Annotated in this window: 22 protein-coding genes and 1 tRNA gene; 14 read left to right on the plus strand and 9 right to left on the minus strand. The window is 44.2% G+C overall.

Annotated elements, in window-relative coordinates; translation table 11 throughout:
- Positions 1-18: 18 nt before the first annotated feature.
- Genes AC2T15_RS05250 through AC2T15_RS05260 form a run of 3 tightly spaced genes read left to right on the plus strand, consistent with a single transcriptional unit; the run spans position 19 to position 1,611 of the window.
- The gene (locus AC2T15_RS05250) at positions 19-561 is read left to right on the plus strand and encodes a GTP-binding protein (RefSeq protein ID WP_286593676.1); all 543 of its coding nucleotides are present in this window, start codon (positions 19-21) and stop codon (positions 559-561) included.
- Positions 554-1,192, plus strand: a complete 639-nt coding sequence (locus AC2T15_RS05255) for a hypothetical protein (protein WP_486778916.1) — start codon at positions 554-556, stop codon at positions 1,190-1,192. The genes AC2T15_RS05250 and AC2T15_RS05255 overlap by 8 nt, the downstream gene beginning before the upstream one ends.
- 56 nt (positions 1,193-1,248) lie before the next feature.
- Entirely contained in the window at positions 1,249-1,611 is a 363-nt protein-coding gene (locus tag AC2T15_RS05260) for a roadblock/LC7 domain-containing protein (protein WP_486778917.1), read from the plus strand.
- 60 nt (positions 1,612-1,671) lie between these two features.
- Here AC2T15_RS05260 and dusA read toward each other — a convergent pair whose 3' ends face one another.
- The 5 genes from dusA to AC2T15_RS05285 all read right to left on the minus strand — a co-directional run bounded on the left by dusA (position 1,672) and on the right by AC2T15_RS05285 (position 6,575).
- Complete coding sequence (dusA, locus tag AC2T15_RS05265) at positions 1,672-2,643, minus strand: tRNA dihydrouridine(20/20a) synthase DusA (protein ID WP_486778918.1); 972 nt, start codon at positions 2,641-2,643, stop codon at positions 1,672-1,674.
- A 330-nt stretch (positions 2,644-2,973) separates the two neighbouring features.
- Positions 2,974-4,049 (minus strand): IS3 family transposase gene (locus AC2T15_RS05270; RefSeq protein ID WP_486778919.1). Its coding sequence is split into 2 segments (ribosomal slippage): positions 2,974-3,800 and positions 3,800-4,049, totalling 1,077 coding nucleotides; the frame shifts between segments, so codons are not numbered across the junction.
- 493 nt (positions 4,050-4,542) lie between these two features.
- Positions 4,543-5,049, minus strand: a complete 507-nt coding sequence (locus AC2T15_RS05275; protein ID WP_486778920.1) for a S16 family serine protease — start codon at positions 5,047-5,049, stop codon at positions 4,543-4,545.
- A 515-nt stretch (positions 5,050-5,564) separates the two neighbouring features.
- Entirely contained in the window at positions 5,565-6,254 is a 690-nt protein-coding gene (locus AC2T15_RS05280) for a hypothetical protein (RefSeq protein WP_486778921.1), read from the minus strand.
- A 48-nt stretch (positions 6,255-6,302) separates the two neighbouring features.
- Positions 6,303-6,575 (minus strand): DNA-binding protein, encoded by a 273-nt coding sequence (locus tag AC2T15_RS05285; protein ID WP_486778922.1) that lies wholly within the window; start codon positions 6,573-6,575, stop codon positions 6,303-6,305.
- Positions 6,576-6,690: 115 nt separating this feature from the next.
- Here AC2T15_RS05285 and AC2T15_RS05290 point away from each other — a divergent pair, with 115 nt between their 5' ends.
- From AC2T15_RS05290 to AC2T15_RS05340, 11 genes are all read left to right on the plus strand, one after another.
- Positions 6,691-6,900 carry a DNA-binding protein gene (locus AC2T15_RS05290; RefSeq protein ID WP_486778923.1) on the plus strand — a complete coding sequence of 70 codons (210 nt, stop codon included), beginning with the start codon at positions 6,691-6,693 and terminating at the stop codon, positions 6,898-6,900.
- 3 nt (positions 6,901-6,903) lie between these two features.
- Positions 6,904-7,362: a hypothetical protein gene (locus AC2T15_RS05295; RefSeq protein ID WP_486778924.1), complete on the plus strand. Its 459-nt coding sequence runs from the start codon at positions 6,904-6,906 to the stop codon at positions 7,360-7,362.
- Positions 7,359-7,610, plus strand: coding sequence for a hypothetical protein (locus AC2T15_RS05300; RefSeq protein ID WP_286593667.1), 252 nt, complete (start codon positions 7,359-7,361; stop codon positions 7,608-7,610). Before AC2T15_RS05295 ends, AC2T15_RS05300 begins: the two co-directional genes overlap by 4 nt.
- Positions 7,611-8,289: 679 nt before the next feature.
- The gene (locus AC2T15_RS05305; protein ID WP_286593666.1) at positions 8,290-8,613 is read left to right on the plus strand and encodes a hypothetical protein; all 324 of its coding nucleotides are present in this window, start codon (positions 8,290-8,292) and stop codon (positions 8,611-8,613) included.
- Between the two features lie 220 nt (positions 8,614-8,833).
- Positions 8,834-9,061: a hypothetical protein gene (locus tag AC2T15_RS05310; RefSeq protein ID WP_286640103.1), complete on the plus strand. Its 228-nt coding sequence runs from the start codon at positions 8,834-8,836 to the stop codon at positions 9,059-9,061.
- Positions 9,062-9,078: 17 nt separating this feature from the next.
- Positions 9,079-9,309, plus strand: a complete 231-nt coding sequence (locus AC2T15_RS05315) for a hypothetical protein (RefSeq protein ID WP_486778925.1) — start codon at positions 9,079-9,081, stop codon at positions 9,307-9,309.
- 152 nt (positions 9,310-9,461) lie between these two features.
- Positions 9,462-10,751, plus strand: a complete 1,290-nt coding sequence (locus AC2T15_RS05320; RefSeq protein ID WP_486778926.1) for a hypothetical protein — start codon at positions 9,462-9,464, stop codon at positions 10,749-10,751.
- A gap of 9 nt (positions 10,752-10,760) precedes the next feature.
- Entirely contained in the window at positions 10,761-11,108 is a 348-nt protein-coding gene (locus AC2T15_RS05325; protein WP_486778927.1) for a DUF2523 family protein, read from the plus strand.
- Between the two features lie 6 nt (positions 11,109-11,114).
- The gene (locus AC2T15_RS05330; protein WP_486778928.1) at positions 11,115-12,242 is read left to right on the plus strand and encodes a zonular occludens toxin domain-containing protein; all 1,128 of its coding nucleotides are present in this window, start codon (positions 11,115-11,117) and stop codon (positions 12,240-12,242) included.
- A gap of 75 nt (positions 12,243-12,317) precedes the next feature.
- Positions 12,318-13,589, plus strand: coding sequence for a hypothetical protein (locus AC2T15_RS05335; RefSeq protein ID WP_486778929.1), 1,272 nt, complete (start codon positions 12,318-12,320; stop codon positions 13,587-13,589).
- Positions 13,589-14,605 (plus strand): phage integrase, encoded by a 1,017-nt coding sequence (locus AC2T15_RS05340; RefSeq protein ID WP_486778930.1) that lies wholly within the window; start codon positions 13,589-13,591, stop codon positions 14,603-14,605. The genes AC2T15_RS05335 and AC2T15_RS05340 overlap by 1 nt, the downstream gene beginning before the upstream one ends.
- Before the next feature lie 38 nt (positions 14,606-14,643).
- Here the strand turns inward: AC2T15_RS05340 and AC2T15_RS05345 are convergent.
- The 4 genes from AC2T15_RS05345 to AC2T15_RS05360 form a co-directional block, all read right to left on the minus strand.
- Positions 14,644-14,733 (minus strand) — tRNA-Ser (locus tag AC2T15_RS05345).
- Positions 14,734-14,795: 62 nt separating this feature from the next.
- Complete coding sequence (locus AC2T15_RS05350; protein ID WP_053099502.1) at positions 14,796-15,188, minus strand: hypothetical protein; 393 nt, start codon at positions 15,186-15,188, stop codon at positions 14,796-14,798.
- On the minus strand, positions 15,185-15,556 hold the full coding sequence (locus AC2T15_RS05355) for a phage holin family protein (protein WP_053099503.1): 372 nt from the start codon (positions 15,554-15,556) through the stop codon (positions 15,185-15,187). Before AC2T15_RS05355 ends, AC2T15_RS05350 begins: the two co-directional genes overlap by 4 nt.
- Positions 15,557-15,558: 2 nt before the next feature.
- On the minus strand, positions 15,559-15,873 hold the full coding sequence (locus AC2T15_RS05360; RefSeq protein WP_053099504.1) for an ElaB/YgaM/YqjD family protein: 315 nt from the start codon (positions 15,871-15,873) through the stop codon (positions 15,559-15,561).
- Between the last annotated feature and the right edge of the window lie 136 nt (positions 15,874-16,009).

Here is a 16,009-nt window from a genome sequence, read left to right on the forward strand (position 1 = left end):
GAAATAGGACAGAACTACATGGCCCAACAATACAAATTAATTTTTACCGGCCCTGTTGGTGCAGGGAAAACTACAGCGATAGCTGCGTTAAGTGACTCTGAAGTTATTAGCACCGATAGCAAGGCAACTGATATGACTAGGGAAAGAAAAGAAACTACTACAGTTGCTATGGATTATGGAACGCTACGTCTTGAGGATGGAACGCACATTCATTTATATGGCACACCAGGTCAAGAACGTTTTGATTTTATGTGGGAAATTCTCACTGAAGGTGGCTTTGGGTTGATGTTGCTAATTGATAATACTCGGCAACAACCACTACAGGATTTAGAGTTTTACGTGAAGTCTTTTCGTGAGTTTATCGATGCTACTCAGCTTGTGGTAGGGGTTACACGAATGGATCAGAGCCGGGTCTTAGAGCTTGATGATTATAATAATAAGCTTTTAGAACTAAATGTAAGGGCACCTGTATTTGAGGTGGATGCGCGCAGTAAGCAAGATGTTTCGGTTATGTTAGAGGCTTTGTTGCATAGTTTAAATGTGAGTACGCGTAATGCTTAACTATCAGCTAACGAAAGGCTCTTATATTTATCCCACTCCCGCCGGAGCTTATTATGCTGTCACTAATAAGCAAAAAGATGCAGCCCGAAATTTTTTAATCACTCTTATGAGTTGTAATCAAAGCCCAGAACTAACAGAAGAAACTCTATGTGAGTTATCAGGAATGGCGCTTGAGGATACACTTATATTACTAGAGCGCTTGCAGTCATCAGGCCTGGTTCAGGCTATTAATGAGCCTATAGACGTAATCCAGCTGTCTTTAGAGGATGCTCTTCCTAGCTTGCTGCAAAGATTAAGTGGCAGTGAGAAAGCATTGCTAGCAGATGAAAATGGATTTTATTTATCATCTTATGGCTTTCATCACGAGAGTTCGGAAGAGCTTGCTGGCTTGGCAGCTGAACTGAGTAAGTTGCAAGAGCGATATGTAGGGTTGTTAACTGGCAATTTGAACTACCAATCGTGTGCTATCGGTGTGATTAATGCAGCTGGTCATTCTGATATTGGTTTTTGGCCAATGCATGTAGGACAACAGTACTTTATATTAGTACTCAGCGGTACTCCTCAGCTAAACAAAAACTCTCTGGTAGAGCTGGTTTGGCTATTGATTAACCGTTACGGAACAGAGAAATAAGTTTTCTGAGTCGTTGAGTAAAACCTTAGTTATTAATAAATTTTTGGAGTAAACATATGCGGGCTGAAGTATTAACCTCAATTTTAAGCGAGCTCAATGGCTCTTCAGCAGACATTGAAGCTTCTGCTGTAATTTCAACAGATGGACTAGTGATGACAGCTTTGTTACCGGCTGGCATGGATGAGGATCGAATCGGTGCGATGAGTGCCGCTATGTTATCACTGGGGGATCGCACTGCTAAAGAGCTGGCTCGTGGAGAGTTAGAGCAAGTGTTAATTCGTGGCGCTAAAGGTTATATTTTGATGACCCATGCAGGGGAAGAGGCTGTTTTAACTGTAGTAACCAAGGCTAACGCAAAGTTGGGTTTAATTTTCTTAGATGTGAAGCGCGCCGCTGAAGCGGTAACTAAAATTATTTAGAGTTTTGTACGCTAAGAAAGATAAGATTGGGCCATCTTTCTTAGCGTAAAGCTATAGTTGTTAGTTCCCATTAAGCGCCAAAATCGCTTGCTCATATACCTTGATTGGTGTTTCGCTGCGATAAATATCTGACGACAGTAATTGCCTAAAGCGTCTAGCGCCAGGAAAGCCTTGAGCAATTCCCAGTACATGGCGAGTCACATGCTGCGGCGCTTCACCTTGCTCAAGGTGTGCTACAAAATAAGGCAATAACTTTTCTAATAGCTCAGTCCGAGTCTGTACTTTAGGGGCAGTAGCGGCAAATAACTGCTGATCAACTTGCGCGAGCATCCAGCTGTTGTAGTAAGCTTCACGGCCTAGCATGACGCCAGCAAACCGCTGTAAATGCTGTTGGCATTGGTCAAAGGTTTTAATTCCACCATTGAGAATAAATTCAGTCTGCGGGAAATCTTCTAGCAGACGAGCAGCGGTCTCATACTGGAGTGGCGGTACTTCACGGTTCGCTTTAGGCGATAACCCCTCAAGAATGGCTATGCGCGCATGCACAGTAAAACTTTGGCAGCCGGCTTGGTGGATTGTTGCCACAAAATCATGCAGATCCTCATAGCGTTCGCGGCCATTAATACCGATACGATGTTTGATCGTGATCGGAATCGACACCGCGTCCTGCATCGCCTTAAAACAGTCGGCTACCAATTCAGGGTGCGCCATTAAACAGGCACCAATCATATTATTTTGCACCCGATCACTGGGGCAGCCCACATTAAGATTCACCTCATCATAGCCAGCCTGTTCGGCTAATTTCGCGCACTTGGCTAAGTCATGGGGATTACTGCCACCCAATTGTAAAGCAATAGGGTGCTCAGCCTGGTGGTAACGCAAAAAACGCTCCGTTTGCCCATGTAGCAGTGCGCCAGTAGTAATCATTTCAGTGTAGAGCAGGGCATGCTCACTCATTAAGCGGGCGATATAGCGAAAATGACGGTCGGTTAAGTCCATCATCGGAGCGATGGAGAATCTTCTTGAAAGCATGGTATTTAGCTGAAGTTAAAAGAAAGAGAGTGTAGCAAAACTTGCTCAATAAGGCTGTTAGATTAACTGCTGTTATCAGCGCAAAGGTATCTACTAGGCATGAAGTCTAGAAATGAGCTACCACGCCTAAGCCGCTTCGCGGTTAGACAGGGTTTCGTGGAGCTCTAGTAGCAGGTCAATGTGTTTGACTGCTACTAGAAGTGGTCACGTCAAATTAGTACTCGAATATACAGTCGTTGAGCAAGATAACTTCTGATATGGCCACAGGGTGTGGCCTGTGTGTCTATGATGTAAATACCCCATTTATAACACAGCCATCTCGTAGAGAATTTATGCCGCATTTCGGCACTCTAACGGCGTCATGTCATTCAGTGAGTCGTGTGGTCGTTCAGTGTTATATAACTCAATCCAGTTTTCGGTTATTTGCTTTACCTCATTCAGGTTGTTGAAAATATATAAATCCAGTACATCATCACGATACGTTCGGTTAAATCGCTCAATGTATGCGTTTTGGTAAGGGCAACCAGGTTTGATGTAATCAATCATAATGCCATGCACTTTTGCCCAGCTGGTGAAGACTTCTGAGGTAAATTCACTGCCGTTATCAACGCGAATTTTCTCAGGGTAACCGTGCCATTCAGCCAGCTGGTCCAGATAACGTATTACACGCAACGATGGCATACTGGTCGCGATATCAATGCCGAGTATTTCACGGTTAAAATCATCAATAATATTGAATGTCCGAAACCGGACTTTGTTGTGTAAGCTGTCGCTCATAAAGTCCATTGACCAGCACTTACCCAGCGCACTAGGCGCAGCCAGAGGCTCAGGGTTGCGGTTAGGCACGCGTCGCTTGCCTTTGCGCCGCAGGTTCAGTTTTAACTCAGTATAAACACGATATACTCGCTTGTGATTCCAGCTGTGGCCTAGCTTGCGAAGACGTTTGAAGCACTTTGGAAAACCCCAGCGATGATGTTTTTCAATCAACGCATTGAGTGCATCAATGATTGCAGTGTCATCGGTTAACTTAGGTTCGTAATAATAAGCGGTACGGCTGATGCCAACCGCATTACAGCACGTTACAACGCTCGCGTTATACTGCACCTGTAGCTCACGTGCCCAAACTTTTCGTTCTGCCACAGGTGCTAAAGCTTTTTTATAATATCTTCTTGCATCTGCGATTTTAGGCTCAAATCCGCATACATTTGTTTGAGCCGACGGTTTTCTTCTTCAAGCTCTTTTAAACGGCGCACATCGGATGCTTCCATACCGCCATATTTTTCGCGCCACTTATAAAACGTTGAATTGCCGATGCCATACTTACGGCAGAGGTCTTTGATCGGCATACCAACTTCAGCTTCTTTCAAAATCGCCACAATTTGGCTTTCAGTCTTTCGTTTGCTCATCGTTAAACTCCTTTCGTTTAGCTTAAAAGAAATTCTACGAGTAATCTGTATTATTTTACGGGGTATTTACAATGAGTCCATCACTCTGTGTCTTTTTTATCTTTTTTATCTTTTTTATCTATATCAATGAAAAGAAACAGGATGATAGAGCAAAAGAAGGTGATTATAATTATTAGGTAAAAATTTATGAATTTCATATTTTGCTTTCTTTTTTAAGTGTGGGATTTTTATATATGATGCCTGATCCTTCTAATAATTCAATGGTTTTTAGAGTTGGTTTTTAATGTTTAACGAAAGACGCATTAAGACTTTTATTGTCTTAGGTATTGGTTTTTAGTATCTGTTATTTTGAGTATAAGTAGTTCTAATTGATTACGTAACTATTAAGTATCTATATTAAATTATGCTTTACCTTATTTGTTGAAGGCTAAACAATCAGGCACCATTTAGCTGAGCCTCTTAGTTATGTTTTAGAGGATTCATGAGTGTAAGATTAATCCACTCCCAATGCCTTCATCACAGCATCTACTGGATCTGCGTAGAAGCTCGTCTGGAACTTGGTAAACAGCTCAGCCGGGATATTAGGAATATCTATCGCACTAGCCATCGGGAGTGCGACACGTTTTCCTCCAGCATCAAAAGCTACCTGTAGACATTCGGCGATACTTTCCACAGGAGAGATATTACCGCCAAGACTCATATCCCCCAGAATAACCATCTGATTTTGAGTTGGACGGCCAAGTAGGCCGGAGGCAAAAGCGACTAAACAGCCTAGTGACATATCGTTAAGTAATCCGGTACTTTGCAGATCGACTACATGTAGGTGAAAGTCATGCTCGAGTACCTTTGCTGATGCACTGATGCGGTTAGCATTTGCTTTAAAATAGTCAAAAGCGATTTTTACTTGCTCACGAGCACTACTTGAATTCCATAGACCAGACGTAGCCAGTTTACCGGTCCCTTTGGTTACTTGGAGTTCAATACGGTACAAACCTGGCATACCTTTGCTGCTAAGACCGATAGTATGAATAAAGCTGGGTTTGCTTGGACTGATAAGGCCTGACTTTATGAAAATACTTTTATAAATAAAAATATTTTTTCTGTAAAATTCAGCTAGGAGAAGCCTGTAACTTAAAAATAGCTACCTGTGAATGCACATTACTCAGGTGTAAAGAATAAGCGTATGCTGAGGGAGGAGGACGGAAACACTTCAAAGGTTCGGGATCAGTATTCTTACGAGCAGGATTTTTTCTGCTTGTCCTGATGCCATCGTTTGAGTTTAAAATCAGCTAACTATGTCTGGGGTGTCTACTAGGGTGTCTACTCACTTTCCAGGCATAAAAAAACCCTTTATTAATCAAGGGTTTAGTACAAAATATGGCGGTGAAGGAGAGATTCGAACTCTATTAGTTACGTCTCTATGCCGTTCATCATTGCTCTAGCCCTTGAGTTGCGGCGGCATGATCGCTCTTTAGTGCTCGTTGTGTCAATACGTTTTCGACACTTTATCGACAGTTACGGCATCATGTTTCTTGCTGTGCAGGCTTCTTTATCGCCAGCGTTGCAGCGACTTACAAAGTAAGCTTTAGCTCCTTTCCTGCAGTCACGATAACGCAGGCTGCCATAGTCCTCATTACTACAAACTGATGTGGTATTAATTCGACCGTTTCTCACCTGGTATGAAAAAATGCCACGGATTGTTTTGCCTCTACCACCTGTTCCAGAGACAACGCTCGTCCATTGCCATTGAGCAGACTTAGTTACTACCGATTGAGGCGTGTGTTTTGGTGCTCCATTAAAGGATCGATTTATTTCACGCACTCTAGCATCTGTTTGTGCTTGGCCTTGTTCGTAATAGCGCGCAGGTGGTGGGGCTATTGTGTTGATTGCACCTTTTGGCTGATAGTTACTATCGTTAAAAACGGTCTGTCTTTCTGTTGGTTTTGGGGGGCTTATGCTGGGTTCAATGTAGTTATACTGGCTTTCTGCATGATCTTTAAGTAGCTCATCCTGTGCTGCTGGAGCCAATGAAGGAGCTGGCTGAGTTTTGAAGAGATTTAAATTTTCAACTTTAATTTGAAGAAATATTTGTACGGCATAGCTAAGCAAAACTATTGATAAAACTGTGCCAATCACATAAGACCAAGGGTTACGCTTTTTCCTGTAACGTTTTCCACCAATACGGTCTCGTTCATCAATCCACACAATAAACTCCTTATTTAAACCACCGTTCGGCCACGCGTTTTGTGACGTTTATGCCAGATTTGGTTCGTCCAATTTTTCATTTGCTTCGTCATAAGCAGGGCTAGTCTGTCCTGCCTCTGGCATTACTTCCCCACTAATTAGCCAGTAGCGGTATTGCGGGAAAAAATTACCTAAAATCTCGATTTCTTCTGCACCAACTCTGGCTCTGCCTCTTTTGATATTCATCCATCGAGCATAGTCAGTAGTACCAGCTTTTGAGAGCTCAACAATATTACACCGCTCTATCAATAGTAAAAATCTATCGTTAATTGTTTCGCTCATTAATAAATACCATAGGTTGTACTATGTACAATTTATTATTTTGTACATAGTATGTGTACACAGTACAAGTTAAAGCTTTTATAGAGCTTCATAGAGCAATGATAGGGCAAACCGTATGGATTTAGAACTAGACCACAAGACTTTGTTAGTAGCACCACCGGTTATGCCGTGGCGTGAGTTTGCGGACTGGATTCGTATGGATGCCGAAACGGTGCGTAATTGGATTCAACGCGGTTACTTACCAACGACCAAAATCGGCCGTTACCGAATGATTAACGTAGCGCAGTTTGTCCAGTCGCTGCTTGAAGAAGAAGGTGAGGTTTAAGCCATGATGACTTTTGATGAAGATTTCATTCTTGATCGCCTTTTTGAGTGTCTCGGCATTTGTGAGTTTCAGGTAAAGCGATCATTTGAAAATGAGTTGCTCTTTCATCGTTCATATGAGCAAGCCCAGCGCTGGTTGAATCGCTACGAGCTTCTGCTAGGTGCCGATTCTCACAAGGTTATCTATATCAAGTCTAAGCTCGCGATCTTAAGAGCAAGCTTTGTAGAACATGAAATTTTGCTTGATCTTGAATCAGAAGAGCTAGAAACCGTCCAGGAGCACAATGCGAAAAATAAACAAGTACTTAAGCCGGCCGCATCAGCCCAATTGCCAGTGTGCCGTGTGTTGGGTCAAGTCTCTAAAGCCGCAACTGAAAGACAGCAACGCCCGTTATCGCTTGGCTGGTTCCCAACCCCAACAAAATTTCTTTCACATACTCGACCAGTCGGAGGTTTAGCGTGATTCCGTCCCGTAAAAAAGATATTCAGCCAGAACAAAAGCGTTTTTATGTGCACTCGAATACTTTGGTTCACTTAGAACTTCAAAAAGAAGCTTATCGCCGTGGTTTAAACCCATGGGACTTGGGTGGTTTAGTGATTCAGCAGTGGATTGAAGCGGGTTTTCCTAATCTTGCTCCCGTTGAATCTCAAAACCCTTGCCCGTCGCCGTGTTCGTCGGTCGCGGAATCGACCAGCGGCGGCCAGAAATGAGCGGCAAGCGCCCGAAGGGTTCACTTTACGCTTGCCGCGAATTAATGGCAGCCGCAGATTCATGCGCGACCACGAACGGCCAAGGGCAAGTGCGTTTCACCCCTTGCCCCGAGCTGGAAGAGGAAGGGAGCGCTTTTAATGCTCTTAACCGAGTGAACTGTATTGCGAGTTTTAACAGGTCAAGTGACCGTGGAATAAATCCGAACATGCTTCATCGTTCGGGTTTTATGCCGCGAAAGCACTTGTACCTAACACATAAAGCAAGCCTTGGCACGGGGTGTGTGAAGCGCTTCACCTCACACGCCCCGAGCCCTCGGCGGCAAGAGCGGGATAACAAGGGCAGCGCCCTTGGTTTTGATCTTAGCGCCGGGATGGCAAGAGGCTTAGGGATCGTTACCCGGCAGGGCCAAGACAAAAAAGCGTTTCATCTTTTTGGCTTGGTGAGCGTAGCGAGTAGAGCCCGTAAAGCCACAATGGCTTTGCAGCATGTATTGAGTTGCATCTTGTTCCACTGCGGAGTGGAAGGCGATCTAGGGTGATAGGTATGTCCAGCGTTCAACTCGACTGGCAGTCGTTTCCGCGCAGGATGCAACTCAATGAATGCAGTAGCAGACGTTAAATCCAGTCATTTGACTAAACAACCGAAAAATTAGCGTTAAGCGCTATAGGAGTAATGAAAATGCAAATGTTAATGGAAGCCCAATTATTGAGCGTTCAACTGACCAAAGTAGATAACAACATTTATGCCAAAGCGTTCGTAGCTTCGGCACCTAATGGCACCAGTGAAGCCATTTCATCCGTTACTAGCATGAACCTAGCAGAAGAAAACGCAGAACAAATTTTTCGCTCGGTACAAGAGCAAGGTATCCAGTTTGGTGAGACCGTGAAAATCAGTATCAAGATGGTGCGTGGTGCACAAAACTCGGTGCGAAACATTATTGAAGATATTCAGCGCATCGCTCGTCCAGGTGCACAGCAGCCAGCACAAGCTAAAGATAAGTAAGGAATAAATAAATGGCTCAATTTCGTAGATGTATGAATTGTGGCGAGTCTTTTGAGCTTGAGCATTCATTTGTAGATTACATCTGTGATTTTTGCTATGAGCAACTCTACCAAGAGCTTTCAGAGTGTTCTGATTGTGGTGCGAAATTTCACCAAGAATCATTGCATCAATTAACTTGCAGCGATTGTGCAAACAATCCTTGCCTTTAAAGAGGTTTGAAATGATTAACGCCCTTACATGCAACGGTGATTTGACTGTTTCGGTCGAGGGCGTGCCGTTTTGTGCGGGCACTTGGGAGCTTGTACCAATGCCCGAACATTTCGACATCCAACAGCTAGACCCTATGACTTTAGGTGCTTTTTTTGGTGTCGGTTTTTCGTTAGTCGCTACCGTTTTAATTGGCTCACTCGGAGCCAAGGCGGTTTTAGACTTCATCAAACGCGCATAAGCGCAAAGGAGCTTTATATGAAAGGTTTACGCAAAGTGGGCACAGCTTTTGCTGTTGCGGGTTCGTCTGCACTGATGCTAGTTGCAGGTTCTGCTCAAGCTGCCGATGGCTGGGACTACGCTTCCCTAACTTCCGGCATTGATTTTTCAGGCATTGGCATTGGCGTTCTTGCTGTTGCAGGTTTGCTGGCTGCGGTATACGCAGGAATCAAGGGCGCGCGCATTATCCTTGGTTTCTTACGCAGCTAATTAACCGTTGTTGGCCAACAACACAGGGCGGCTAATAGCTGCCCTTTTTTTTCAAAAAAATCAGTGGTGAATGAAATGGAACATCTTTGGCACTTTGCCTTTTTTTGTATCGGCGCGGCTTGTTCGTATGCAGCATTTTCGAGGTTTTAAAGATGTTTGATTTTAAGCGGGTTTTTATAATTTCTATTTTGCTTACTGTGAGCAGTTGTGTGTTTGCTGAGGAATATTATTGGTCATTTATTAATGCTTCCGGTCATAAAAAATCAGAGAGGTGGGAATCTTTATCGGAAGCTATATCTTCATTTAATAGAGCACCTCAACAGTTTATAGCACCTGCAAAATCTCACACTACGATGTACGGAGGTCATTTTAAGACTGAATCCCTTTATAATTTTGGTTATCAAACAGTTTATAGCGATACAAATATATATAAATCAGGGCTTAATTATTATTTTCAGAGGTTTGGTGAAAGTTGTCGGGATGGAACTATATATAATAAAAATACTGGCGAATGCGTTGCCCCTGAGCCAGACGTCCCCGAAATAGAATCTTTCGAGTTCCTCTTTTGCTACAACTATTCGGGCGGTGATGACTGCGAGGCGGGTACTAAGCAAGAAGTACCGCGTGAAATTTGCAAAAACGGCTATGTCTATGAGCCTAGTTACTCTTCTGAATACACCAGCTGTTACGGCATTACTTCCTCTTCCCCAGCTATTTACTGCTCATCTGTTGCTGATTTAACTAGCAAAACTTGCTCATCTGAATACCAAAAGCAACCCGCTAATAATTCATGCCCCGAAGGTAAAAAGCCTGGTCAACTTAATGGCAAGTTTTACTGTGCGGGTGGTGAAGATGTGAACGGTGGAGAATTAGGCGGGGGTGAAACTGGAGGGGGGGAAACTGGTGGCGGTGAAGGTGAAGGTGGTTCCAGCGGGGGCGGTGAAACTGGTGGGGGTGAGGGTGAAGGCGGTTCCGGTGGCGGAGGATCTGGCGGAGGTGGTGGTTCAGGCTCAGGCGGTGAGGGTGAAGGCGGTTCCAGTGGTGGCGGTGGCGGAAGCTCTGGCGGAGGTAGTTCTGGTTCGGGTGAAGGAGCTGGAGAGGGTGCAGGTCAAGGCGAATCCGTTGATGGTTGCGAAAATTGCTCTTTTGGTGATGAGCGCGGAGACCCTTTTGATGGAGAAGTACCAAGCTTTAGCGAATCGCTAAATCGCGCAACTGATGCCATGAAAAAAAGCCCGATTGCTCAATCAATTGGCAAAATTAGCTTTTCCTCTGGCGGTAGCTGCCCAGTGGGCAACACTGCAATCGAGACCCCTTTGGGCACTATCCCTTTAAATTTTGTTGAGCATTGCGAACTGTGGGAAAAGATTTCCCCTGTTTTATCCGCAGTCTTTTTAGCATTTTGGGCTCTGGTTTCCGTTCGTGTTTTCTTGAGTGCGTAGGTGAATAAAATGGAAGCTATATCAGGATTTATTCAAACAATAATCAACTTTTTTAAAGTTATCTGGGAAGCCTTTAAAAATCTATTTGAATGGCTGGGCGATGCTTATGATGCCTTTATTGATTTCTTAAAAAATCTGCCCGAGTGGACTTTTTCAAAGTTAGTTGATGGCTTTATTGAGTTCTTTAATTCAATCCCAGTGCCTGATTTTTTTAATCAAGCTGCTAGTGCTTTTTCTGGCATACCTCCCGAGGTGGTTTACTTTGCTCAGCCGCTGCATATTGGAACAGGCGTGACTATGGTTCTCGGTGCGTATTTATTACGTTTTATTGTTAGACGTTTACCATTTTTTGGGTGATTAACTATGGCAATTGATGCTTATGTCGGGTTGCCAGGTCACGGCAAAAGTTACGGGGTAGTTGAGCATGTGATCATTCCCAGTTTGAAACAGGGGCGGCATGTAGTAACCAATATCCCCTTAAATGTTGATGCTTTGCTAATGGATTTTGGCGGCACTATTCAGCAACTGCCCGATGATTGGTTTGAGCTTGAGGACTTAACGGAATACGCAGTAAACGGCTGTGTTTTGGTGCTGGATGAGCTTTGGAGGCGCTGGCCTGCTGGAATGCTAACGAATCAGGCTAGTATCGGTGATAAGTCATTGCTCGCTGAGCACAGGCACAAAGTAGACAAAGAAAATCGCTCAATGCGCATTGTGCTAGTAACTCAAGATTTATCGCAGATTGCCAGCTGGGTGCGTGTACTCGTTGAGACTACTTATCGCATAGCTAAGAAAAGCAAAAAGTTCTATGTCGTCAGCATATATTCGGGTGCAATAACGGGTAATAAGTCGCCTAAAACTTCGTTGCTTCGGCAAGCTAGCGGACGATTTAAGAAAGAGGTATTTGTTTACTATTCATCGGCTACACAATCAGAAACAGGCAATGTAGGCGATGAGACAACGGCCGATAACCGAGCAAGCATCTTAAAAAGTTGGGGATTATGGGCTTTATTGGGCATTGTGATTATAGGTGCGTTTATCGGTGTTTCTGGATTGATTAAGTTTTTCTCTGTACCTGAGCCAGAGCCACAAAAGCCAAAGCTTTCTCCTGTTGCTGAGCTTTTACGCGATGAGCAAGATAGAAAACCCGTCTTAAAATCAACTCAAGCTGTTTTCAAAGAGATATTGCCCATGTCTAGCACGCCACCGCTTTCTACGTTGTGGCGGGTCGGTGGTTATGTCAAAGGTGATGGTTTAGAACGTGTTGCGTTGGTTTCATCGGGTCGCGTTCGTTACGTGCCTATTTCGCACTGTGAGTTTTACGAGAGCGGTATTGATGTCTTTTGTGATGTCGACGGTGAGCGCGTTACGCCTTGGAGCGGCTCGGGCGCAGTCACGACCGTTTTTGAGGCTTCACCAGTACGAACCAGCCAACAGCAGAGCGCGCCTGTTTTTAGCGAGCGCTCGCAGATAGAAACAGGCGCGCTCTGAGTTGGCTGACGTCCCTGTAACACGTCATTAAACAGAACAATCAAAGTCTCACTAAAGCTCATTAAGGTGGTTTAAGTGTCTAAAGCAATTCATCAGTATCGATTAAACGACCAAGGTGTCGAAGACAAAACAGGTCGTATTTTTATTAATCCAAAAAATCTAGGTTTAAGCGACTTATCAGGCGTTCGTTTGTTGCGTTGTGCCGTTGATACGGTTCGCCAGTTGTACCGCGGCAAGATTAGACAAGGCGTTTTAGAGCTATTTGAACAAAGTGGCATGGTGAAGCTAGGTGGGCATGATTTTCACGCAGGGCGCATTGGGCGGGATTCAGGCTATCAATTTCGATTACAAAACGCTGATATGGGCGTAATTCTGCTGATTAAGAACTTTAACGTCAAAGAAACCGATCATGGGCCACACTTAAAAATCGAAGTGTCACCTCATACGATTGAGAATCACACGCCTAAAAATCTGCAAGTTATGCTAGACGACTTGGCTGAGTTAGTGCTTGAGGATCAGGAATATAACCAATGCGCTGTGCATATTGCGCTAGATGTACAAGGTTGGCAGCCACCTGCAGATACAGTAGCTCGTATGGAATGTCGTTCTAAGCGTGTGCGCGATATATCAGGCATTGAAAGCTTAGAGCATGCAGCAACAGCAAGTATTTATGGTAAAGGTGAAACCTATATGTTTGGCTCTGCGGGTGGTGTTCAGTTAGCTATCTACAATAAAACACTGCAAGCCAGGTCAACCGATAAGCTCGACTTTTGGCGGTCGCTCTGGTCGCGAGCCTATAGCGACTTTGATACCCCGATGTTTAACCCAGACGAAACGGTTTGGCGTATTGAGCTGCGTTATCACCATTCAGTTATTCAGCAGTTTGCAGAAGGTTCGGTCAATACTGAAACAGGCGAGTGCATCTATACCCGTTCATTTGCTGAGTTTGCACCGCATTTAGAAGGGCTTTGGCGCTACGGGTTTAACTCATTTAAATTACTGGAACAAAAGGGCGTTTACGATCCAGCTTGGACACTGTTCGCACAAGATGCCCAAGTACAAACAGGGGTGGAGTCATTGCTAGACGATACGGAATACAAGCGCTACTACAAGACTGCTAGCGGCTTTAGTGGGAAAAACGTTGAACTGTTTATGGGAAACTTCGTATCACTTTTAGCCAGGGAGAAAGTAGGCGCAAAAAAGGCTTTTGACCGGTTACAAGAATGGGAGTGCTGGCCGGTAATTCAAGAACACTTTGAAAACAAAGGCATGACTGAGCGCGATATTTACAAATGGCTACGGGATAAGCTAACAGAGCGAACAATCCGCTGGGGCGTGGCAGTCTAGTGGCAATTAAAAAGCTAGATGATGGGCGTTGGTTCGTTGATATTGAGCCCGTTAAAGGTAAACGCTTCCGTAAAACAGTGAAAACTAAGGCTGAAGCATTAAGGTTTGAGGCTCATTGTCGTGCTAATTATCAGCAGTTGGTCAGTGACCAGACTAATCAGCGTGATAGGCGGGATCTGCTAGAGCTTATTCAGCTTTGGTATGACCTGCATGGCATTAATTTGCGCGATGCTAAGAAGACCTTTTCTCGTTTAAATCTACTTGCTAAAGCTTTAGGTAATCCAGTTGCTCAACGATTATCAGCAGGGGCTTTCATTAAGTATCGAAATCATCGCTTAGAGCAAGGCATTAAGGCTAAAACGCTCAATACAGAGCTTGGTTTCTTACGTTCGGTTTATAATGAGTTGTATGCTTTAGAGCAGATCGGCTATAGCAATCCGTTACGTCTAGTCAAGCCATTAAAGCTACAAGAGCCAGCATTAACTTTCTTGACCACAGCACAAATCAAGATCTTGCTTGATGCAGCGATTAATAAAACGCTGAACCCACATGTTTACGCAATAAGTTTAGTTTGCCTGAATACGGGGGCACGCTGGTCTGAAGCTGAGGGGTTAAGATCTAACTCGGTACGCAAAGGGTTGGTAACTTTCGCTAAAACTAAGTCGGGGCGTGTGCGATCAGTGCCTATATCTAGCGAGCTGTCAGAGTTTTTACTAAAGCACTGGGCAAAGTATGGTGACTTTACACCCTCGCTTTCTTCGTTTAACCGTGTTTTGGAGCGGTCTAAGTTAGTGCTTCCTGCGGGACAAGCATCGCATGTTTTAAGGCATAGTTTTGCGAGTCACTTTATACAGAATGGCGGGAATATTTTGACGCTACAGAAGATTTTAGGGCATACCAGTTTGGCTATGACGATGCGTTATGCACACCTGGCACCGGATCATTTACAGGACGCGATTCGCTTTAATCCGTGTATCAATATCGACATATTATCGACACTTAAACCGCAGGCATAAAAAAACCCTTGAATAATCAAGGGTTTATCTTATAAAACTGGCGGTGAAGGAGAGATTCGAACTCTCGATACGGTCTCCCGTATACCCGCTTTCCAGGCGAGCTCCTTCAGCCACTCGGACACTTCACCGCAAATGCTCTGTAAAGAACAGCGCGTATCATACAGGTAATTTATAGAAAAGCAACCTGTAGCTAATACAAATGAAAGGGATCTTTTTTAGCTTTGCTGTTTTTGCGCTGGGTAAGATCACGGGACTTATATAAGCCATACACGGCGCCAGCAATCGGCACCAGTGCTTTCACCGCAGTAAACCATTTATTACTAGAAGCTACTGGCTGCTTAACTGGGGCTGCAGTGGGTGTTTGCCGTTTAAACATTAGGCTAGTGAAGGCCGTGCCGATAAGGCCAATTAATGGCAGGTAGCTATTACTTAGTTTTTCATAGCCAGCTTGCAGCTTAACTACAGGTTCGGCCACTCGCAGTACTTCTTTACGCATTTGTTGGCGCCTAAGCTCCATCCGCATGCGAATTAAGGTTTTACGATCTGGGGGGAGTTGGCCACCCGCTAACAAGTCACGATTCATGGTAACAATTGCTCCCTTGCTCGTTTTAGCTCGGCTAAAGAGCTCTCAAAAGGAGTGTGCTCTGACTTTAGGGTGCTTCTTAATCTTAATAAGCTAGCCGCGAAGATTACAAAATATAACAAGCATACTCCACCAATCGCCCAGTAACGGTGAGTATCCCAAAATGCAATCACCACCCAAGTACTCAAGCCAACAATTAGCAATAAACCCGAAATTAGGGCAAAGCCGATCAGCAACAGTAACTGTGAACTACGCTCTTTTTGCTCTTGCAGCTCAATGCTGAATAATTCGACATGATCATGCAATAAGCCTAAAGCGGCAGCGCCGAAGCGCTTGCCGGATTGAGATAAAGTATGCTCGTTAGACATAATTAACGTTTACCAATCAACATGCCAAGTAAGAAGCCAACTCCGGCACAGACAGCCATGGATTTGAAGGGATGATCTTGCACATAGGTTTCACCTTGATCAAGCGCTTCTTTACCTTTGGCAACCACTGCTTGTTCAGTGTTGACTAAAGCTTCGCGAGCACGTTGTAAACTGTCAGAAATTTGCTGACGCATTTCATCAGCTTTTTCTCCAGCTAACTCGCCTGAGTGCTCCAGTAATTGCTCGGTATCACTCACGAGTGCTTGAAAATCCGCTAGGAGATCGTTTTTATCTTGTGCAATTTTACGTTTAGCCATGATTAGGTAACCTCATTGTCCGTGTATGATGTTTTATTAACTACGGTTAAGTAGAGTGATAGTGCTAAATAATAGTTCCAAGAATGTTGTTTAGAGTATTGGTTTTTTGGAGGTGAGGTGATTAGTCAGTCAGTGG

The organism is Thiopseudomonas sp. SA1F2-1K (genome assembly GCF_057443035.1).